We start from the raw sequence: 22,472 nt of genomic DNA on the forward strand, positions 1-22,472 counted from the left end.
GAAACCGCGTTATCGTTCATCGCGAGCAGACTCACTCCTGCATTTGGAATGCGCTCCCCCTGTAGGAGTGAGCCTGCTCGCGAAGAGGCCTGACCTGACAACACAAACTCCAGCCATAAAAAAACCCGCTGACTGTTTCCAGTCCAGCGGGTTTCTTTTTGCCCGGCCGCTTATTGCGCGGCAGCCTGCCCTTCCATCTTCTGGCGCAGGCTCAGTGGACGCATGTCAGTCCAGGTCTCTTCGATGTAAGCCAGGCATTCCTTTTTCAGGCCGCTCTTGCCCACGGTACGCCAGCCTTCCGGCACGGCTTTGTAGTCAGGCCAGATCGAGTATTGCTCTTCGTGGTTGACCACGACCTGAAAGAGGATGTCCTCGCGGTCGAATACTGACGTCATGCTGGTTCTCCATCGTTGTATGGGTGAGCCGCACAACGGGTGCGGCCGGGTATGTAGAAAGAACGTTCGGCGCGGCGGAAAATTTATAGCGCAGCAGTCGCAGCAATCAGGGCGCGACCGAAGATCTCGGCAACGCGATCGATCTCGGCGGCGGTGATCACCAGCGGCGGCAGGAAACGCACCACCGCACCATGGCGACCGCCCAGCTCCAGAATCAGTCCACGCTTGAGGCATTCGCGCTGCACCAGCGGTGCCAGACGCGCGAACGCTGGCGGATGACCCAGCGCATCCGGCGTACCGGCCGGATCGACCAGCTCGACACCGAGCATCAAGCCACGGCCACGAATATCGCCGAGTTGCGGGAAGTCGCGCTGCAGAATATGCAGGTGTTCGCTGAGGCGTGCCCCCATGGCGGCGGCGTGTTCGCAGACCTTGTGTTCGACCAGATAACGCATCACCGCCGACCCGGCAGCCATGGCCATCTGGTTGCCACGGAAGGTGCCGGCGTGCGCACCCGGTTGCCAGGTGTCGAGCCAGTCGCGATAGACCACCACCGCCAGCGGCAGGCTGCCGCCAATGGCTTTGGACAGCACCACCACATCCGGGATGATGTCGGCGTGCTCAAAGGCAAACATCTTGCCGGTGCGGGCGAAACCGCTCTGGATCTCATCGACGATCAGCGCGACTCCCGCCTTCTCGGTGATCCGGCGCAAACCGCGCAACCACTCGATATCGGCGGGAATCACCCCGCCCTCGCCCTGCACCGCTTCAACGATCACCGCCGCGGGCAGTTGCACGCCGGCCTCGGGATCGTTGAGCAGGTTTTCCAGGTAGCTCAAATTGGCTTTGACGCCGGCAGCGCCACCGAGGCCGAACGGGCAACGGTAGTCGTACGGGAACGGCATGAATTGCACGCCGCTGCTGAGCAGGGCACCCAATGGCTTTTTCGGCCCCAGGCTGCCCATCAGGCTCAACGCGCCCTGGCTCATGCCGTGATAACCGCCGGAAAACGACAGCACGGTGCTGCGGCCGGTGGCGGTGCGCACCAGTTTCAGCGCAGCCTCCACGGCGTCGGTACCGGTAGGGCCGCAGAACTGGATTTTGGCTTGCGCCGCCAGCTCGCGTGGCAACAAGCCGAACAGATCCTGGACAAACTGATCCTTGACCGGCGTAGTCAGGTCCAGCGTGTGCAGCGGCAGTTCGTCGGCGAGCACCTGCTGGATCGCTTCGATCACCACTGGATGGTTATGCCCCAACGCCAGTGTGCCAGCACCGGCCAGGCAGTCGATGAAGGTACGCCCTTCGACGTCCTCGACATACAGCCCCTTGGCCCGCTTGAGTGCCAGCGGAATACGTCGCGGATAACTGCGAGCGTTGGATTCCTGCTGGCTCTGCCGAGCCAGTAACGGCGATTCAGTGAACTGATACAACGTTTCCGCTGGCGCCGAGCTGACCCGGGCCGACGACTCTTCGATAAGGCTGGTGGCGACTGACATCTCTCGACCCCTCAATTCGCTATGGATTGTGACCAAAACAGCACACCGCACAGGTGCGCATTCCGGTCGCGGAGCGCACTTGCAGGTTTTCCTGTTCTGGAAACGCTTAAGCGCGGCGAGGATTTAGACCCTTGATCGAGATGTCAGGCAGGAACCGCCAACGACTTGTGCATGGGCGTGGCTTTTACGCCGTGATGGAGCAAGGCCGGTGCCGACGCGCGATAACCCAGATGCCGATAAAACGCTTCGCCGGTGCGTGTACTTTTCAAGGCCACGCTGGGCCTGCCACGGATTCGCAACCAGCCTTCGAGATCCGCCATCAGCGCCCGACCGGCCCCTCGGCGAAACCATTCCGGTTGCACATGGCAGAAGGTCACATCACCACTGGCGGCCGCCATGCCGACGCCGACCGGTTTGTCCGATAACAATGCGATGTTGAGATAGAAATGCGGATCGAGCAGCCACGCATTGATGCGCTCTGCCGATTGCTGACGTATCCAGGTATTGACGAGGCGCGGGTCGTTACGGTGATCAAGCGCGCAACCGACGCGAATCGAGCGTTCGATGATACGGCCGATGATGCCGGAGTCGGCGGGTGTGGCGGCGTAAATATAGACGGGAGCATCCATTGCGCTGTTCTCTCAATCCGTTGAGTCAAAGCAGGGGCCGACCTTAACCCCGCCCCGCCCGGATAGCGAACGCCAAGAAGTTACATTTGATGAGAATCCCCTGTAGGAGTGAAATCAGAGCGTTTGCAGGGGCATGGTCAGTTCGACGCGTAAACCGTCAGGTCGGCTGTCGAAATGCAGCGCGCAGTCACAACGCTGGACGATCGCCTGGACAATCGCCAGGCCGAGGCCGCAGCCGGTGCTTTGGCCGTTGCGCCAGAAGCGCTGGGTCAGGTGCTGCAAATCATCCGGGGCAATGCCTGGACCATGGTCGCGTACGACAAACCGTACGCGATTGCCGATGGTCTCCAGGCTCACCTCGACCGCGCAATCTTCCGGCGTATGGCGCAGCGCGTTGTCGAGCAAATTGCGCAGCGCGGCAATCGCCAACACCGCTGGCATTTGCAACGGAGCCTCAGAAAGTTGCGCAGGCAATTGCAGTTTGATCCGCAGTCGTTCGCCGCCAGTGGCGTCCTGAATCGCCAGTCGGGCGACCTGTTCGGCGCTGCATTGCGAACCGTCGTCGAACGACAGACTGCCTTCGACACGCGCCAGCAACAGCAATTGCTCCAGCGTGCGATGCAAGCGATCAGCGCCCTCCTCCGCCCGCGCCAGCGATTGATCGCGAGCGCTGCCTTCGGTCATGCGTGCCACTTGCAGGTGGGTCTTGATCGCGGTCAGCGGGCTGCGCAGTTCATGGGCGGCATCACCGGTAAGGCGACGTTCGCGTTCGATGGTTTTACCGATGCGCTGGAACAACTGATTCTGCGTTTCCAGCAGTGGCTTCAGCTCACTGGGAAACGACTGCAGCTGCAACGGTTCGAGCGAATCGGCGTTACGCCGCATCAACGCCTCACGCAGACGATTGAGCGGCGCCAGGCCCTGTCCGATTCCCAACCACAACAGGCACAGGCAACCCAACAGCGCCACACCGACTGGCACCGACGCCGCCAGCAGGATCGACATGTTCAGCGCTTCGCGTTCGATCTGTCGATCCGCCGTGGTTATGCGTACGTCGCCGCGCGCGAGGGTAAAGCTGCGCCACGGCGCACCATCGATCATCTGGTCGTGGAAGCCCATTTTCTCGGCTTCCAGTGCTTGCTCGGGATTGTTGTGGCTGCGCGCGAGAATTTCCCCGCGCAAGGAGCTGACCTGACAGGCCATGCCACCCGGAATGTTCAACTGTTCGGCACTGAAATGGGTGCCCTCGCCCTTGCTCGGCAATGTCGGCAACTGCTCCAGCAACCCGGCGACCATGCGCGCCGAAGCGACCAGGCGCTGGTCCAGCGAGAACATCATCTGATTGCGCAAGTCGCTGAGCATCCAGGCCGCCGCCAGTGCCCAGATCAGCGCGAAGGCTGCGCCGAGGGTCAGACTCAAACGCAATCGCAGACTCATCACTTGCCTTGATCCCCACCGTCGGCCGGGCCGAGGCGGTAGCCCAGACCGCGCACGGTTTCGACGATGCCTTTACCAAGCTTGCTGCGCAGGTGATGGATGTGCACGTTCAGCGCGTTGCTTTCCAGTTCGTCGTTGAAGCCATAGACGCTGTCTTTCAACTGCTCGGTGGACAGTACACGACCACGGTTGTGCAGTAGCGCTTGCAGCAGCGACTGCTCACGGCGCGACAAGTCCACCGGCTGCCCGGCGAGGGTGGTTTCGCGGCTGCTCGGGTCGTAGGTCAACGCGCCATGTTCGATCAGATTGACGCTGCGCCCGGCCACACGCCGCAACAGGGTTTGCAGCCGTGCGAACAGCTCCCGCAGATCGAAGGGTTTAAGCAGGTAATCGTCTGCCCCGGCCTGCAAACCGTCGACGCGGTCAGTGACCGAGTCACGTGCAGTCAGGATCAGTACCGGGATTTCGAGGCCGCTTTGCCGCAGTTGTTGGAGCAATTTGAGGCCATCTTCATCGGGCAGGCCGAGATCAAGCACCATCACGTCGAATTCGGCAACCTTGAGCATCGCCCGTGCCTTTGACGCCGTGTTGACGTGCTCGACGGTCAACCCCTGCGCCGTGAGACCGGCAACGATCCCGCTGGCGATCAACTCATCGTCTTCGCAAACCAGTACGTGCATGGTGAGTCCCGTAGAAAAAAGCCGATTAGGCAGTTGGCCGATTAAGCTGACATTATGCCCCGAACGTCACAGCGACAAGGGCATGGCGGTTAATCATCGGTTAATCGCCACCGCCCATTGTGCACCTCACTTGCACAGGGACAAGGCTCCTCCATGCGTCATTTTTTTCTTTTGTTTGCTCTGCTGATTTCGAGCCTGGCCCAGGCTGGAAACAACCCATTTGAGTCAAAACCGGAGTTTCTGCCGGTCGATAAAGCGTTCGTGCTCACGTCCGAGCGTCTGGAATCGGGTGAAACCCAGCTGTTCTGGCAAATCACTGATGGCTATTACCTGTATCAGAAACGTCTGAAATTCGACGGTCTGAGCGCCGAACAACAACCGGCATTGCCCGAAGGCGAATCGCACAGCGATGAGTTTTTCGGTGAGCAACCGGTTTACCGCCAAGGCCTGGAAGTCAAAATCCCCGCCTCGGCCAGCGGCCAGATCAAGGTCAGCTATCAGGGCTGTGCCGATGCCGGCCTGTGCTATCCGCCGCAAACCCGAGTGATTGACCTCGGCGGTAAAGCCGCCGTCGCGGCAGGCACCGAAGCACCGGACCAGGCCTTGGCCAGCAGCCTGCAACAGCGCGCGCTGGGCTGGAGTCTGCTGGTGTTCTTCGGCCTCGGCCTGCTGCTGGCGTTCACCCCTTGCACGCTGCCGATGCTGCCGATTCTCGCCGGTATGGTCGTCGGCAGTGGTGCCACACCGCGTCGCGGTTTTGCGCTGGCCGGCAGTTATGTGATTTGCATGGCGCTGGTGTATGCGGCGATGGGCGTGATTGCCGCGCTGCTCGGCGCGAACCTGCAAGCGTGGTTGCAGAACCCTTGGCTGCTTGGCACGTTCGCCGCGATCTTCGTGGTGCTGGCGTTGCCGATGTTCGGTTTCTTCGAGCTGCAATTGCCGGTGGCGCTGCGTGATCGTCTGGAACACGCTTCGCGCAGTCGCAGTGGTGGCAGCCTGGTCGGCGCCGGCGTGCTCGGCGCGCTGTCGGGCTTGCTGGTCGGCCCGTGCATGACCGCGCCGCTGGCCGGCGCGCTGTTGTACATCGCGCAGAGTGGCAATGCCCTGCACGGTGGCTTGATTCTGTTCTCGCTGGGCATCGGTATTGGTGTGCCGCTGTTGCTGCTGGTGACCGTCGGCAATCGTTTCCTGCCCAAACCCGGCGAGTGGATGAACCTGCTCAAGGGCGTGTTTGGTTTCCTGTTCCTCGCCACGGCATTGCTGATGCTGCGGCCGGTGCTGGACCCGTCGTTGTGGCTGGGCTTGTGCGGCGCGCTGTTGTTGATTGCCGCTTACAGTGCCTGGAAACAATCCGAAGGCTTTGGTCGTGTTGCACAGATGTTCGGCGCAACGGCGCTGCTGCTGGGTTTGTGGGGCAGTTTGCTGGTGATCGGCGCGGCAGGTGGCAGTGATGATCCGTACCAGCCGTTGCAGGTTTATAGCGCCGGTCGCACGACCAGCGCTGCACCCAATGGCCATGAAGCGTTCACCACAATCAACAATCCCGACGCCCTGCAACGCGAACTGGATACAGCGAAAACCAAAGGCCAATGGGTCTTGCTCGACTATTACGCCGACTGGTGCGTGTCGTGCAAAGTCATGGAAAAACAGGTGTTCGGCAAGGACAAGGTCATGCAGGCATTGAGCGATGTGCGCCTGCTCAGGCTTGATGTCACCGCCGACAATGCCGCCAGCCGCGAGCTGCTCAGCCGTTACAAAGTGCCGGGGCCACCGAGCTTCGTCTGGATCGGCACCGACGGCGAAGAGCGTCGCAGCCAGCGCATCACCGGCGAAGTCGATGCCGACACGTTCCTGCAACGCTGGGCCACCACCCGAGACGCCAATTAATGCTGACTTTCACCCTCGGCACCTTTGCCATCGCGCTCAACCACCTGCTGCTGATCAGTGCATTGGCGCTGGCGACCTTTGTCGGCTGGCGGGTGGCCAAGCGCGGCGGCGATAACCCCGAGTCGGCGTTATTCAGCCTGTTTCTGCTCGGCATGCTGGCGGCGCGCATCGCCTTTGTCGCGCTGTACTGGAGCCATTACCGCAACGATCCGTGGCAGATCGTCGATCTGCGCGACGGCGGTTTTCTCGCCTGGCCTGGGGTGATCGTTCTGCTGCTGGCGGCGTTCTATCGCGGCTGGCGTCGGCCCGGTCTGCGCCGTCCGCTGGGCTTTGGCGTGGCCAGTGGCGTGGTGTTCTGGTTATTGGCGACCTTGTCATTGAATATCTACGAACAGGGCACACGCCTGCCGGATATTTCCCTGCGCAACGCCGCCGGCGAAACCATTCAGCTCAGCGATTATCAGGGCGGCCCGCTGGTGATCAACCTGTGGGCGACCTGGTGCCCACCGTGCCGACGCGAAATGCCAGTGCTGGAAAGCGCCCAGCAACAACGCCCGGACCTGACCTTCCTGTTCGTCAATCAGGCCGAAAGCATGCAAAGCGTGGCGACCTTTCTCGAAACCCAGGGCCTGAGTTTGAACAACGTGCTGTTCGATCGTCGCGGCCAGCTCGGTCAGGCCGTAGGTTCAATGGCATTGCCGACTACGCTGTTCTACAGCCCCGACGGGCGTCTGCTGGCCAGTCATCTTGGCGAGTTGTCGAACGCCAGTCTGGCGCGTGCCCTGGAAAACTTCGGCGAACCGACTCCACATTCGACCCCGGCCACTGCTCCGGCCACCTCTGCAAGGAAACTGCCATGCCCCGCCTCCGCCACCTGCTGACGCTGACTCTGGGCACCGCCCTGCTGCACTTGCCGTCGGTGCAGGCTGCTGAAGAGTTGCCTGCGGCGATCAAGCAGATCGAAGCCAAAGGCGCGAAAATCGTCGGCCAGTTCGACGCCCCCAATGGCCTGCGCGGTTACGCAGCGCAATATCAGAACCGTGGCATGGCGCTGTACCTGACCCCGGATGGCAAACACGTTCTGCTCGGTAATCTATACGACGCCGACGGCAAGGACCTGAGCAGCGAACCGCTGCAAAAACTGGTGTATGCGCCGATGGCCAAGGAAGTCTGGGCCAAGTTCGAGGCGAGCAACTGGATTCAGGACGGCAACAAGGATGCACCGCGCACCGTGTACCTGTTCAGCGATCCGAACTGCCCGTACTGCAACATGTTCTGGGAACAGGCGCGGCCATGGGTGAAATCCGGCAAGGTGCAGCTGCGGCACATCATGGTCGGGATCATCCGCGAGGACAGCCCGGGCAAGTCAGCGGCGTTGCTCGCTGCGAAGGATCCGGCCAAGGCCCTGGAAGATCATGAAAAGGCTGGCAAGGGCAGCACGCTCAAGGCCTTGAAAGATATTCCGGTGGCGGTGCAGAGCAAACTGGCGGCGAACATGCAGTTGATGGAAGACCTCGATTTGCAGGCGACACCGGCGATCTTCTATATGGATGACAAGGGTGAGTTGCAACAGCAGCAAGGTGCGCCTTCGCCGGACAAATTGGCGAAGATTCTCGGGCCTAAGTAATTTCCGGTGCTTGGACTGGCCCCATCGCGAGCAGGCTCACTCCTACAGGGGAATGCATTCCAAATGTAGGAGTGAGCCTGCTCGCGATTGAAGATCACCCGGTTTAACGGTTGCGCTCGCTGAGGAAGGTAAGCAACGCCTCCGTCACAAACTCGGGATTCTCCAGATTGGAGATATGCCCCGCCTGCGGCACCAGCACCCATGGACAACCGATCAGCTCGGCCATTTCCTGAGTTTCCGACGGTGGTCGCGGCTTGTCCTGATCGCCACACAGCACCAGCGTGGACGCTGCATTCAATTCGCCCAGCCTTGATAACAATTCATCGCGACCAAAGGTGATGCGCCCCATCGGCACGATGCTGTCGCGCAGTCGATCAGACGAATACGCCGCCAGTTTTGCACGGAAATCCTGATACAGCGCCGACTGCGGATCGATGCCCGGACGGAAGAAGATCGGCACGACGATATCCAGCAATTGCTCGGAGATTTCGCCGGTGTCTTCGATCTGCTTGAACAGCGAGAAGTAGTACTGGCGGGTGGGCTCAGGTTCGACACCGACGTAAGTGTCCATCAGCACCAGACCGTTGATGCGCTGCGGTGCCGCCAATGCCAGGCGCACGCCCCACATGCCGCCGACCGATAGTCCGACAAGAGTGACCTGATCGATGTCCAGATGATCGAGCAGGGCTTGCGCCTGACGGGCGATATCATTCAGGGACGCCGTGCCTTCAGGCAACCGGCCCGACTCGCCATGGCCCCACAGATCCAGGGCAATCACCCGATAGTGCGGTGACAACGCGGCAATCTGCGGCGCCCACATGGCCTGGTCCCACAGATAGCTGCCAGCCAGCAACACCGCCGGGCCTGAGCCTTGATCAATGTAATGCAGCGCTTGTTCGTCAACCGTGAAAAAAGGCATCGACCACCTCCGCGACAAAAAAGAGAACCGGCAGACTGAGCTGCCGGTTCTTTATCGTCAACCTTGGAAATGTACATGAATGTACCGGCCACATCGCGAGCAGGCTCGCTCCTACAAGGGAACGCATTCCAATGTAGGAGTGAGCCTGCTCGCGATGAGGCCAGTACAAACGCTAGAGAATTACAGCCCCTCCAGCTCCGCCATCAGATCATTCAACCGATCAACCTTCTCTTCAGTGATATCACTCGCCGCCAGTCCATCAATGTACTCGGCCAACTCCTCCACCGTGCTGCACTCGAACATCGCCCGCAGCGGCACATCACGTTGCAGCGACTTCTGCACCCGCGAGGCAATCTGCGTGGCCAGCAACGAATGCCCGCCCAACTCGAAAAAGTTGTCGCGCACCCCGACCTGCTCGACCTTCAGCACCTCAGCCCAAATATCAGCCAGCGTCTGCTCAAGATCATTGCGCGGCGCCAGATAGTGCTGGCTCTGCAACTGGCCGATTTCCAGTGCCGGCAAGGCTTTGCGGTCGAGTTTGCCGTTGGCATTCAGCGGCAGTTGGTCGAGCCACAACCAGTGCAGCGGCACCATGTATTCCGGCAATTCGGCGCGCAGGCGCTGTTTGATCCGCTCCAGGCGTTCGCTCGGATTGAGTGCCGAATCGGCGGCGACCAGATAGCCGACCAGGTGCTTACCGTTGACACCCTCCTGCACACCGACCGCACCATCGCGCACTTCCGGCTGTTCATGCAGGCGCGCTTCGATCTCACCCAGTTCGATGCGGTAACCACGAATTTTCACCTGATGGTCAACCCGGCCAACGTACTCCAGCACACCGTCGCTGCGACGCCGCGCCAGGTCACCGGTGCGATACAGACGCTCGCCCGGCGCACCGAACGGGTTCGGCACAAACACCGGCGCGGTGCGCAACGGATCGCTGACATAACCGCGACCAACGCCGGTGCCCGCGACACACAACTCACCCACCGCACCCAACGGCACCAGCTCCAGCGCGCCATCGACCAGATAGAGCAAGTTGTTGTCGGTCGGCGTACCAATCGGCAAATAGCTGCCGCGCGTCGAGGCCATGTCGACACGGAAAAACGCCACGTCATCCGAGCATTCCGCCGGGCCGTATGCATTGACCAGACCGATGTCCGGGTAACGCAACAGCCACTGGTGCGCCAGTTCTGGCGGCATGGCTTCACCGGTCGGCAACATCCAGCGCAGACCATCGAGGCTCAGTCGCTCCGAGGCGAGCATGCCCTGAATCAGCGACGGCACGCTTTCCAGCACGGTGATGCCCTGCGCTTGCACGTGCACCAGCAAACCTTGCGGATCGTGGGCGATGGTGTTCGGCACGATGTCCACCCGCGCACCGAACAGCGGCGCGGCGAGGAACTGCCAAACCGAAATATCAAAGCTTTGCGAAGCCGTCTGGGCGATCACATCGGCCTCGCTCAGTTGCAGATATGGCACCTTGCTCAACTGGTTATTGAGCATGCCGCGCTGCTCGACCATCACGCCTTTCGGCAAGCCAGTGGAGCCCGAGGTGTAGATCACGTAAGCGAGGTTGTCCGGGCCGCTATAGATGCCCAAGTCCTGTGCCGATGTCGCCGCCGTTTGAATCTCTTCCCACACCAGCAAGCGTGGGCGATTGGCGCAGCTGAATTCATCCAGCAAGGTCTGCGCCTGTTCAACGCACGCTTGAGTGCAGACCAGCACGGGCGTGCGGCTCAGTTCGATGATGCGTTGCAGACGCTGGCTCGGCAGGCCCGGATCCAGCGGCAGATAACCCGCGCCCGCCTTGAAGCTGCCGATGATCATGCCGAGCAGATCGAGATTACGCTCGGCGAGCAGTGCCACCGGTTGATCCATCTGCACACCCGCGGCGACCAGTGCATGGCCGAGACGGTTGGCGTTGTGGTTCAGCTCGGCGTAGCTCTGTTGCTGATCAAGGCACGTCGCGGCGATACGCTGCGGATGCGCAGCGGCCTGCGCTTCGAACAGCGCCACGTAGCTCTGCTCCAGCGGATAGTCGTGGGCACTCTGGTTGCAACCGTGCAGGAGGAAATCCTCTTCCTCGGTACCCAGCAGCGGCAGATCGGCCATGTCGCCATGGAAGCCATCGACCAGCGCCAGCAGCAGACGCTTGAACTCGCCGAGCATGCGCTCGATGGTCGTTTCATCGAAGTAACGCTGATCATAAGACAGGTGCAGGCCGAGGTCGTCGCCCGGGTAGCACACTGCCGTCAACGGGAAGTTGGTGTGGGTACGGCCCGAATCCGACGTCGCGTTGAGACTCTGCGCACGGTCCAGTACCGAGACTTCCACCGGGGCGTTTTCAAAGACGAACAGACTGTCGAACAGTGGCTGGCCTTTCGGCAATTCGCTTTGTTCCTGGATGTTCACCAGCGGCAGGTATTCGTACTCGCGCAGCTGCATGTTGCTGTCGAGCAAACCGCTCAGCCACTGACGCACACTGCTGCGCTGATCGTCTGCAGGCATCTGCACCCGCAGCGCAATACTGTTGATGAACAGGCCAACGGTGCGTTGCATCTCCGGCATTTCCACCGGGCGCCCGGCCACGGTGACGCCGAAGAGCACATCACGATCGCCGCTCATGCGCCGCAGTACCAAGGCCCACGCCGCTTGGGCGAAGGTGTTGATGGTCAGCTGATGGGCCTGCGCCAGTTCACGCAGACGTGCACCATCCTCGACATTAAGACGGGTGTAGCGGTCGCCAACGATCATGCCGCCGCTTTCGCCAGCATGTTCGCGCAGGAATGGCCGGTCACTCGGGATCGGCGTGGTGCGCTCGAAGCCTTGCAGGTTCTGCTGCCACCAGTTCCGCGCTTCGGCGAGGCTCTGGCGTTGCAGCCAGCCGATGTAATCGCGATAACGCGGCGGCACGGCGAGTTGCGCTTCACGACCCTCGCCCATCGCGGTGTAGATCTCGAAGAAGTCGTTCATCAGCAGCGAGCGGCACCAGGCATCGATAAGTATGTGGTGGTTGCTCATCATGAACCAGTAACGCGCCGCACCGACCTTGATCAGACGCAGGTGGAACGGTGCCTGATTGAGCAGATCGAAACCGGCCTCGCGCTCGTTTTTCAGCAGCGTTTGCAGCTGCGGTTCCTGCTCGGCTTCGGCGATGGAGCTCCAGTCCAGATACTCGATCGGCGTGCGACCCGGCGTGTGAATCACTTGCAGCATGTCTTCGCCAACGTTCCAGCAGAACGACGCGCGCAGCGCTTCGTGACGGGCGATCACCGCTTGCCACGCCTGGGCGAAACGCTCGGCGTCGAGTTCGCTGTTGATGCGGTAGCGATCCTGCATGTAGTACAGACCGGTGCCCGGTTCGAGCAGGGTGTGCAGCAACATGCCTTCCTGCATCGGCGTCAGCGGATAGACGTCTTCGATGTGCGCGGCCGGTACCGGCAAGGCATCCAGTTGCGCCTGAGTCAGTCTGGCCAACGGGAAGTCCGACGGCGTCAGGCCACCGGCCTCGTCTTGCAGGCAATGGGCGATCAGGCTTTGCAGTTCACCGATATAAGCATCGGCTAGATCGTTGATGGTCTGCGCCTCGTAACGCTCGGCGCTGAAGGTCCAGCGCAGCAGCAGTTCACCGCCGTAAACCTGACTGTCGATGCTCAACTCGTTCGGCAATGGCGCCTGCGGATCGTGGGCAGCACCGACCGACTCATCCAGCGGACGGAACAGTGCATCGCTGCCAAAGCTCTGGTCGAACTGACCGAGGTAGTTGAAGGTGACCGGCGCATGCGGCAGCGCCTCCATGCTGCGCTGAGTGAAATCATCAGCCGAATATCGCAGCACGCCATAACCCAGACCTTTGTGCGGCACGGCACGCAGTTGCTCCTTGATCGCCTTGATCGAAGCGCCCTGCCCTGCAGCTTCTTCGATGTTGTGCGGGGTCAGGCGCAGCGGATAAGCGCTGGTGAACCAGCCGACGGTTCGAGTCAGATCGATCTCGTCGAACAGCGTTTCGCGGCCGTGGCCTTCCAGTTGAATCAGCGCCGACGGCTGCCCGCTCCAGCGGCACAGCACGCGCGCCAATGCGGTCAGCAACAGATCGTTGACCTGAGTGCGATAAGCGCTCGGCGCTTGTTGCAGCAACTGCCGGGTGTGCTCGGCATCGAGGCGCACGCTGACGGTTTGCGCATGACGATTGTGCTGGCCGCCCTGTGGGTTTTCGCACGGCAAATCGGCGTTCTGACCGGCCAGTTGGGTCTGCCACCAATTGAGTTCTTCACGCAGGGATTCGCTGCCGGCGTAGGCCTGCAGACGCGCTGCCCAATCCTTGAAGGCACTGGTTTTCGCCGGCAGTTTCACCGCTTGTTCGGCGTCGAGTTGGCGGTAAACGGTTTGCACATCGTCGAGCAATACGCGCCACGAGACGCCGTCGACCACCAAGTGATGGATGGCGATGAACAGGCGTTGCTGACCTTCAGGGCCATCGACCAGCACGGCACGCACCAGCGGACCATTTTGCAGATCGAGGCTGCGTTGAGCATCGGCGAACAGCGCTTCGCACTTGTCCATCGAGGTCACGCGCACTTGCCACAAGACAGCGGCATCGGACACCGCTTGGTGCGTGGCTTGCCACTCGCCGTTGGCCTCGGTAAAGCGCAGACGCAGGGCGTCGTGCTGCTCGATCACCGCCAACAACGCCTGCTCCAGACGGTGCGGTTCGAGGGTCACGGTCGGCTCCAGCAACAGCGCCTGGTTCCAGTGCTGACGCTCAGGGATTTCCGTGTCGAAGAACCAATGCTGAATCGGCGTCAGACGCGATTCACCAACCACCAAGCCTTGCTCCGCCGTCACCTGTTCGGTGCGGCTGGCCACAGCGGCGAGGGTCTGCACGGTCTGATGCTGGAACAGATCACGCGGGCTGAAATGAATGCCCTGCTGGCGCGCACGGCTGACCACTTGAATCGACAGAATCGAGTCGCCGCCCAGTTCGAAGAAGTTATCGTTGAGGCCAACCTGTTCAACGTTGAGCACCGCGCACCAGATCTGCGCCAGGGTCTGCTCAAGTTCATTGCTCGGCGCAACGTAGTCCTGACGATTCAGCTCCGGATCCGGCGCTGGCAACGCGCGGCGGTCGAGTTTGCCGTTGGCGGTCAGCGGCATGCTCGCGAGCAAAATCAGGTGCGTCGGCACCATGTAATCCGGCAGTTGCGCCTTGAGGTGCGATTTCAGCGCCTCACGCAGCTCTGCCTGTTTCGTTTCGCTTTGCTCGGCGATTTCGCTGACCAGATAGCCCACCAGTTGTTTGCCGCTCGGCGCATCCAGTGCCAGCACCACGGCTTCGCGGATCGAATCGTGATCGAGCAGGCGCGTTTCGATTTCGCCCAGTTCGATACGGAAACCCCGGATTTTCACCTGATGGTCGATTCGCCCCAGATACTCCACCAAACCATCGGCACGCTGCCGCACCAGGTCGCCAGTGCGGTACATGCGCCCGCCATCGGTGGCGAACGGGTCAGCGACAAAACGTTCGGCAGTGATGCCTGGACGGTCATGGTAGGCCTGGGCCAGACCGGCGCCGCCGATGAACAATTCACCGGTCGCGCCTTGCGGCACCAGCGCCAGATCGGCGTCGAGAATGTACGCGACACGCGCGCCGATCACGCTACCGATCGGCACACTGCCCGCGCCCTCTTCCAGCACCTCCGGCGCCAGACTGGCCAGCGGCATGACCACGGTTTCCGTCGGGCCGTAGGCGTTGAAGAACATCGCCGGTTTGAACGCTGCACGAATGCGTTGCAGATGTTCACCGGTCAACGCTTCGCCGCCGGTGATGATCATCCGCACCGGCAGAATTTCATTTTGCGTCGAGAGGAACTGCGCCAACTGGCTGCCGTAGCTCGGGGTGAAACCGAGCACGTTGATTTTATGCGTGCGGATCAGACCGCAGATTTCTTCCGCGTCCCACTGACCCTGCGCGCGCAATACCACCTGCGCGCCACTGAGCAACGGCACCAACAGACGCTCAGTCGCGGCGTCGAAGTTGATCGAATAGAAGTGCAGTTCGCAATCGTCCGCACGCATGCCGAAACGCTCGATCACCGCCTGGCAGTGCATGGCGATTTCGCCGTGGGAGACCACCACGCCTTTCGGCTTGCCGGTCGAGCCCGAGGTGTAAATCAGGTACGCCTGATGTTGCGGCAGGCTGATAAACGGCAGTTCAGTGGCCGGGTAATCAGCCAGCGCCACGCTGTCGTCTTCCAAACACCAACGCGCCACGCTCGCCGGCAGATCGCCGAGGGCTTTGAACATCGCGCGATCGCTGAGCAGCAGGCCAATGCGACTGTCTTCGATCATGTAATGCAGACGGTCGAGCGGGTATTCCGGGTCCAGCGGCACATACGCACCGCCAGCCTTGAGAATCGCCAGCAGGCCGATGACCATTTCCAGCGAACGTTCCAGCGCCAGACCGACGCGCACTTGCGGGCCAACGCCACGCTCACGCAGGGCCCAGGCCAGACGATTGGCGCGGGCGTCGAGTTCGGCGTAGCTCAGGGTCTGCCCGGCGAAGGTCAGGGCCGGTGCGTCTTTGCGCGCCAGCGCTTGTTCGGCGAACAGATGATGGATGCACTGGTCAAGACGATGCTCGCCCGGCTCGATGCCGAGGCTGTCGAGCAACTGCTGTTGCTCGGGCTGCTCGAGCAGCGGCAATTCACTGAGGCGCTGTTGCGGATCGGCGATCAGCGCTTCGAGCAGATTGCGCCAATGTTTGGCCATGCGCGCGATGGTCGGCTCGTCGAACAGATCGGTGCTGTACGTCAGGCAGCAACCGAGGCGATGATCGAGGTCGGTGACTTCCAGATTGAGGTCGAACTTGGTCGCCCGCGCATCGTTGGCCAGGTACTCGACGGTCATCCCGGCGAGCATGCGGCTCTGCTGGAATTCCCAGCGCTGCACGTTGCACATCACCTGGAACAGCGGGTTGTACGCGGCACTGCGCGGCGGCTGCAACGCTTCGACCAGATGATCGAACGGCAGATCCTGATGCGACTGGCCTTCGATCACGGTGTGGCGCACCTGCTCGAACAGTTCGCCGACCGACATCATGCCGTCGAGCTGGCAACGCAGTACTTGAGTGTTGAGGAACGCACCGATCAGCCCTTCGCTTTCCGGGCGGATGCGGTTAGCCACCGGCGCGCCGATGCGCAGATCGGTCTGGCCGCTGTAGCGGTAAAGCAGGGTGGCGAGCGCGGCGGTCATGGTCATGAACAGGGTCAGACCGTTTTGCGCATTGAACGCACGAACCCGCGCGGCGAGGTCGTCGCTCAGGTCGAAACGGAACAGCTCGCCCTGGTGGCTTTGCACCGGCGGACGCGGGCGGTCGCCGGGCAATTCCAGCAGCGGATGTTCGCGACCGAGTTGCGCCGTCCAGTAATCGAGTTGGCGTTGACGCTCACCGGATTCCAGCCAGTTGCGCTGCCAGACGCTGTAGTCGAGGTACTGCACCGGCAGCGGCTCCAGCGGCGAATCGCGGTCGTCGACAAACGCTTCGTACAGTGCGCTGAGTTCGCGGGCGAAGATATCCATCGCCCAGCCTTCGGTGACGATGTGGTGCAGGGTCAGCACGAAGTAATGCTCCTGCTCGGCGGTCTTCACCAGACAGGCGCGCAGCAGCGGGCCAGTTTCCAGATCGAACGGCAGATGCGCTTCTTCATCGGCGAATTGCTGAACCTGTTGCTCGCGCAGATCGGCGGCAATCTTCGAGAAATCCTTCCAGCCCATACGCACGCCGGTTTCGGCATGCACCTGCTGACGGGCGACGCCGTCGACACTCGGGAACGTGGTGCGCAGGGTTTCGTGGCGCAGGATCAGCGCTTGCAACGCGGCCTCGAAACGCTCGACGTGCAACACGCCGCGCAAGCGCGCCATGCCACCGACGTTGTACGCAGGGCTGTCCGGCTCCATCTGCCAGAGGAACCACATGCGCTGTTGCGAGTAGGACAGCGGCACCGGTTTGCTGCGATCAACCTTGTCGATCGGCGGCTGTTTGTTGGTGCGACCGCTGGCCTGGATCAGGCGGATCTGTTCGGCGAAGTCGCCCAGTTCGCTGTGCTCGAACAAGGCGCGCAACGGCAGTTCGACGTCACAGGCCTGACGGGTGCGCGAGATGATTTGCGTGGCCAGCAGCGAATGACCGCCGAGGGCGAAGAAGTCGTCGCGCAGACCGACTTGGGTAAGGCCAAGGACTTCGCGCCAGATCGCGGCGATCTGCTGTTCCAGCTCAGTCACCGGCTCGACGTGTTCACGTACTTGCCATTGCGGCTCGGGCAGCGCGCGGCGGTCGAGTTTGCCGCTTGGGCTGAGGGGCATTGCGTCAAGACGCATCAATTGCGCCGGGACCATGTATTCCGGCAGCTCGGCGGCCAGTGCGGTTTTCAGCCGGGTGATTTGCTCGTCATGATTTTCGCTGGCATCGGTGGCGGTGAAGTAGCCGATCAGTTGCGCGCCGGCAGCGGTTTCACGCACCAGCACCACGGCTTGGGCGACGCCGTCCTGCGCTAGCAAACGTGCTTCGATTTCTTCCGGTTCGACGCGGAAGCCACGCAGTTTGACCTGCTGATCAAGACGGCCGAGGTATTCGATCACGCCGTCAGACGTCCAGCGCGCACGGTCGCCGGTACGGTACAAACGTGCGCCCTGCTCGCCCAGCGGATCGACGACAAAACGCTCTGCGGTCAACGATGGACGGCCGAGGTAACCACGGGCCAGACCGATGCCGCTGATGCACAGTTCACCCGGCACACCGGCCGGCACTGGATTGAGATCGGCATCGAGCACGCGGCAAATCACGTTGCCCAACGGACGACCGATCGGCGAGCGTTCGCCATCGGCCGTGGTGCAATGCCAGTGGGTGACGTTGATCGCGGTTTCGGTCGGGCCGTAACGGTTGTGCAATTGCACCGCCGGCAGTTGCGCCAGCACGCGGTTACGCAGTTCGGCCGGCAGCGCTTCACCGCCGGAGAATACCCGGCGCAGGCTGGTGCATTCGGCGCTCAGCGGTTCATCGATGAACAGCGAGAGCAGCGGCGGCACGAAGTGCAGCGTGGTCACGCCATATTCCTGAACCAGTTGCGCGATGCGGTGCGGATCGCGGTGTTCACCCGGGCTGGCAATCAACAGGTGCGCACCGGTGATCAACGGCCAGAAGCATTCCCACACCGAGACGTCGAAACTGATCGGTGCCTTTTGCATCAGCACATCCGTTTCATTCAGTGCGTAAGTGTTCTGCATCCATTGCAAACGTTCGGCCAGTGCCGCGTGGGTGTTGCCGACACCTTTCGGTTGGCCGGTGGAACCCGAGGTGTAGATCACATAGGCGAGGTTGTCGCCGTGCAGGTGCAGACCCGGCGCCTGGCTCGGCCAGTTCTCCAGGTGCAGCGCGTCCATGGCGATAACACTGACGCCGTCGCTGGCCGGCAAGCGGTCGAGCAATTCGGTCTGGGTCAGCAGCAGTTCGACGCCGCTGTCGCTGAGCATGTAGGCCAGACGATCCGCCGGGTAGTCCGGGTCCAGTGGCACATAAGCGCCGCCGGCCTTGATGATTGCCAGCAGACCGATCAGCAGTTGCGGCGAACGCTCGGCGGCGATGGCCACGCAAACGTCCGGGCCGACGCCTTTGTCGCGCAGGTAATGCGCGAGGCGGTTGGCCTGGGTGTGCAGTTCGGCGAAGTCGAAGCTGCCGCCGTCCCACACCAGCGCGGTGCGTTCCGGCGTGAGGCGCGCCTGTTCATTGAGCAACTCTGGCAGCCACTGTTGCGCCGGGGTGCACGGGGCGACGTTCCAGTCTTTTTGCTGATTGTATTCGCCGACGGTGAGCAGTTGCAGATCGCCAAGCGCTTGCTCCGGACGTTCGCAAACTTCGCGCAGCAGGTTGCTGAAGTGTTCGGCCAGACGCTCGATGGTCGCGGCGTCGAACAGTTCGCTGGCGTAGTCGAACGACAGGGTCAGGCGACCGTTACGGTCTTCTTCGCTATGCAATTGCAGGTCGAACTTGGCTTCGCGGCTGTGCCACGGCAGTTCTTCGGCAAGCAGACCCGGCAGACGCTTGAGTGCACTCAAATCGCGCTGCTGGTGGTTGAACATGACCTGGAACAGACCTTGTTCGCGAGCCTGCGGGAACGCTTCGAGCAGCTGTTCGAACGGCAGATCCTGATGCGCCTGGGCACCGAGTGCGGCTTGGCGGGTCTGGGCCAGCAGTTCAATAAACGACAGACGCGAATCGATCTCTGCACGCAGCACTTGGGTGTTGATGAAAAAGCCGATCAGGCCTTGGGTTTCCAGGCGCGGACGGTTGGCGTTGGGCACGCCGATGCGAATGTCGCGCTGACCGCTGTAGCGGTGCAGCAGGCTCTGGAATGCCGAGAGCAGCAGCATGAACGGCGTCGATTGATGCGCTTGCGCGGTGGTGCGGATCGCATCGCTGAGGCTCACACCCAGGCGCACGGTGTGGCGGGCGGCACTGTGAACGTGTTGAGCCGAACGCGGGTGATCCGTGGCCAATTCCAGCGCCGGATGTTCGTCACCCAACTGCGCTTTCCAATACGCCAGTTGCCGTTCGCCCTCGCCTTGCGCCAGCCATTGGCGCTGCCAACTGCCGTAGTCGGCATATTGAGTTGGCAGCGGCGCGAGGCTGGCAATCGCGCCTTGCGTAGCAGCGGCGTACAGGCGCGAGAACTCGTCGATCAATACATTCAGCGACCAGCCGTCGGCGATGATGTGGTGCAGGGTCACCAGCAGTTGGTGATCTTCGTCATCGAGACGCACCAGCGTCACCCACAGCAGCGGGCCTTGTTCCAGGTCGAACTGGCTGCGTGCTTCGTCTTCGCGGATTTGCTGCGCGCGCGCTTCGCGCTCATGGGCCGGCAGGTCGCTGATGTCGATCAGTTGCAGGTTGAATTCAGCGGCGGCATCGACGTGTTGCAGGGCGACGCCGTCGCGCTCGAAGAAGCGTGTGCGCAGCGATTCGTGGCGTTCGATCAGTTGCTGGAAGCTGGCGCGCAAGGCGTCTTCATCGAGCTCGCCGCGCAAGCGCAGGCCGCCGGGAATGTTGTAGGCGCTGCTGTGCGGGTCGAGTTGCCAGGTGATCCACAGACGGTTTTGCGCCAGCGATTGTGGCATCGGCTCGTTGCGCGACAACGCGCCGATCGCGCCTTGGGCGTTGCCGCCGTCCTGCTGCTGTTGCGCCACCGCAGCGGCAAATGCCGACAGCGTCGGCGCTTCGAACAGCAGACGCAGGTTCAGCTCAAGGCCAAGTTCTTCACGGACCCGGGCGATCACTTGCGTGGCAGCAATCGAGTTGCCGCCAAGCAGGAAGAAGTGGTCGTCGGCGTTGACCTGTTTGACGTTGAGTTGTTCGGCCCAGAGCTTGCCGATCAGCGCTTCGAGTTCGGAGGCGCTGGCGGTCGACTCTTGGTCTTCGGTTACTGTCGACGGGAATACGGCGTAGCTGTCGAGGCTGCCATCGGCCAAGCGATTGCGGCACGCCGAACGCTGCAATTTGCCGCTGGAGGTTTTCGGCAGCGCCCCCGGATTGAGCAGCACCACCACGCTTGGCGCCTCTTGATACGCCTCGGCCACCGCTTGGCGAATGGCTTTGATCAAGGCTTCCGGCGGGAGGATTTTCTGCACGCTGCGGCTGATTTCCGCCGCGATGCCGATGCCCTCTTCACCATCCTGACTGACCGCAAATGCGGCGACGCGGCCCTTGCGCACCACTTCCACTTCGTTCTCGACAGTCTTCTCGATGTCCTGCGGATACAGGTTGTGGCCGCGCACGATCAGCATGTCTTTCAGGCGACCGGTGATGAACAGCTCACCGTCGCGCATGAAGCCCAGGTCACCGGTGCGCAGCCAGGTGCGGCCGGCATGCTGGACGAAGGTCTTGGCGCTGGCTTCGGGGTTGCGCCAGTAACCGTGGGCGATGCTCGGACCGGCCGCCCAGACTTCACCAACAGCGTTGTCGGCCAGTTCCTCGAGGGAGTTTGGTTCGACGATCAGCACCGCGTGTTCTGGCTGGCTGATGCCGCAGCTCATGATCGGGCTGCCCTCGCCCGGCTCGGCGCGGTTTTGCGCCAATGCTTGATCATCCACCCGCAATGCCGGGATGCCGGTGCCGCGCGGGGTGCCGGCGACGAACAACGTCGCCTCGGCCAGACCGTACGAGGCCATGAAGTTATCAGCACTGAAACCGCACGCAGTGAACTTCTCGGCGAAGCGTTCGAGGGTGTCGAGACGAATCGGCTCAGACCCGGAATAGGCTACGCGCCAGCGACTCAGGTCGAGACGTTCAAGGGCCGATTCACTGACCCGTTCGCTGCACAAGCGGTAGGCAAAATCCGGCCCGCCACTGATGGTGCCGCCGTATTGGCTGATCGCTTCGAGCCAGCGCAATGGACGACCAAGGAAGTACGCCGGCGACATCAGAATGCACGGCACGCCGCTGAAGATCGGTTGCAGCAGACCGCCGATCAAACCCATGTCGTGGTACAGCGGCAACCAACTGACGATCACATCATCCGGGTTCACGTCGATGCCGAAACCGTGACGGATCAGCAGTTCATTGGCGACCAGATTGCCGTGGCTGACCTGCACGCCTTTGGGCAGCGCGGTGGAGCCGGAGGTGTATTGCAGGAAGGCGATGTGGTCTTGCGGCAGGTTCGGTTCGACCCAGTTTTCGGCTTGTGCGCTGTCGAGCGTATCGACGCACAGCAACGGGGGCGCGCCTTCGATCTGCTGCAAAGCGTCACGCAGGTCGGCGCTGGTCAGCAGCAGACGTGGCTCAGCGTCGGCGATGATCGACAGCAGGCGCTCCTGGTGATGACGACGCGCGGACTCCGGCGGATAAGCCGGCACGGCGATCACGCCCGCGTACAGGCAACCGAAGAACGCTGCGACATAGTCCGGTCCGCTGGGAAACAGCAGCACTGCGCGATCGCCGAACTCAGCCTGGGCCTGCAGTGCTGCCGCTATGGTGCGCGCGCGTTCATCCAGCTCGCGGTAACTGAGCACCACGCCCTGCTCCTCGGTTTCAGCGAGAAAACGCAAGGCCAGTTGATCCGGCGTCAGGGCCGCGCGGCGCTGGAGGGCTTGGACCAGGGTGCTGGGGAGTTCGAACGCGTCGGTCATGAGGTTTCCTGCCTGAATTCGGCTTGCGAGTGGAATCGGGTTGCTGTGTCACGCCCTTCGAGGGCATGCAGGGCGCGGTCTACGCCGACCGCGCAAGGCACTGGAATGCTGTCTGGCCGGGACTCTGTACCCGGAACCATTCACCAATGAGAACGGATGACGTCTTGAAATAATTAGTCGGCAGGCTGGATCGCCAACGGGGACGGGGTGTGGCGGCGTGTCG

At 61.9% G+C, this 22,472-nt stretch carries 10 protein-coding genes; 3 read left to right on the forward strand and 7 right to left on the reverse strand.

From position 1 onward, the window contains the following. Positions 1-170: 170 nt before the first annotated feature. From CQ009_RS06100 to CQ009_RS06120, 5 genes are all read right to left on the reverse strand, one after another. Positions 171-395, reverse strand: a complete 225-nt coding sequence (locus tag CQ009_RS06100; RefSeq protein WP_064391340.1) for an MbtH family protein — start codon at positions 393-395, stop codon at positions 171-173. Positions 396-478: 83 nt separating this feature from the next. Beyond that, positions 479-1,891, reverse strand: coding sequence for an aspartate aminotransferase family protein (locus tag CQ009_RS06105; protein ID WP_105705192.1), 1,413 nt, complete (start codon positions 1,889-1,891; stop codon positions 479-481). 143 nt (positions 1,892-2,034) lie between these two features. Beyond that, entirely contained in the window at positions 2,035-2,520 is a 486-nt protein-coding gene (locus CQ009_RS06110; protein ID WP_105705193.1) for a GNAT family N-acetyltransferase, read from the reverse strand. 114 nt (positions 2,521-2,634) lie between these two features. Next, positions 2,635-3,957, reverse strand: a complete 1,323-nt coding sequence (locus CQ009_RS06115) for an ATP-binding protein (RefSeq protein WP_064391343.1) — start codon at positions 3,955-3,957, stop codon at positions 2,635-2,637. Further along, the gene (locus CQ009_RS06120; RefSeq protein ID WP_007908710.1) at positions 3,957-4,637 is read right to left on the reverse strand and encodes a response regulator; all 681 of its coding nucleotides are present in this window, start codon (positions 4,635-4,637) and stop codon (positions 3,957-3,959) included. The genes CQ009_RS06115 and CQ009_RS06120 overlap by 1 nt, the downstream gene beginning before the upstream one ends. Before the next feature lie 153 nt (positions 4,638-4,790). On the opposite strand from CQ009_RS06120, the gene dsbD reads away from it, so the two are divergent. The 3 genes from dsbD to dsbG are packed head-to-tail and all read left to right on the forward strand — an operon-like array spanning position 4,791 to position 8,151. After that, positions 4,791-6,524 carry a protein-disulfide reductase DsbD gene (gene dsbD, locus CQ009_RS06125; RefSeq protein ID WP_105705194.1) on the forward strand — a complete coding sequence of 578 codons (1,734 nt, stop codon included), beginning with the start codon at positions 4,791-4,793 and terminating at the stop codon, positions 6,522-6,524. Next, complete coding sequence (locus CQ009_RS06130) at positions 6,524-7,405, forward strand: TlpA disulfide reductase family protein (RefSeq protein ID WP_105705195.1); 882 nt, start codon at positions 6,524-6,526, stop codon at positions 7,403-7,405. Before dsbD ends, CQ009_RS06130 begins: the two co-directional genes overlap by 1 nt. Then, positions 7,381-8,151, forward strand: a complete 771-nt coding sequence (dsbG, locus tag CQ009_RS06135) for a thiol:disulfide interchange protein DsbG (RefSeq protein ID WP_105705196.1) — start codon at positions 7,381-7,383, stop codon at positions 8,149-8,151. Before CQ009_RS06130 ends, dsbG begins: the two co-directional genes overlap by 25 nt. A 103-nt stretch (positions 8,152-8,254) precedes the next feature. On the opposite strand, the gene CQ009_RS06140 is transcribed toward dsbG, so the two are convergent. After that, a complete protein-coding gene (locus CQ009_RS06140) occupies positions 8,255-9,070 on the reverse strand; it encodes an alpha/beta fold hydrolase (RefSeq protein WP_105705197.1) in 816 nt (271 codons plus the stop codon). A gap of 180 nt (positions 9,071-9,250) precedes the next feature. Then, the gene (locus CQ009_RS06145; RefSeq protein ID WP_105705198.1) at positions 9,251-22,249 is read right to left on the reverse strand and encodes a non-ribosomal peptide synthetase; all 12,999 of its coding nucleotides are present in this window, start codon (positions 22,247-22,249) and stop codon (positions 9,251-9,253) included. Positions 22,250-22,472: the final 223 nt, after the last annotated feature.

Source organism: Pseudomonas sp. MYb2 (assembly GCF_002979955.1).
Taxonomy (GTDB): Bacteria; Pseudomonadota; Gammaproteobacteria; order Pseudomonadales; family Pseudomonadaceae; genus Aquipseudomonas.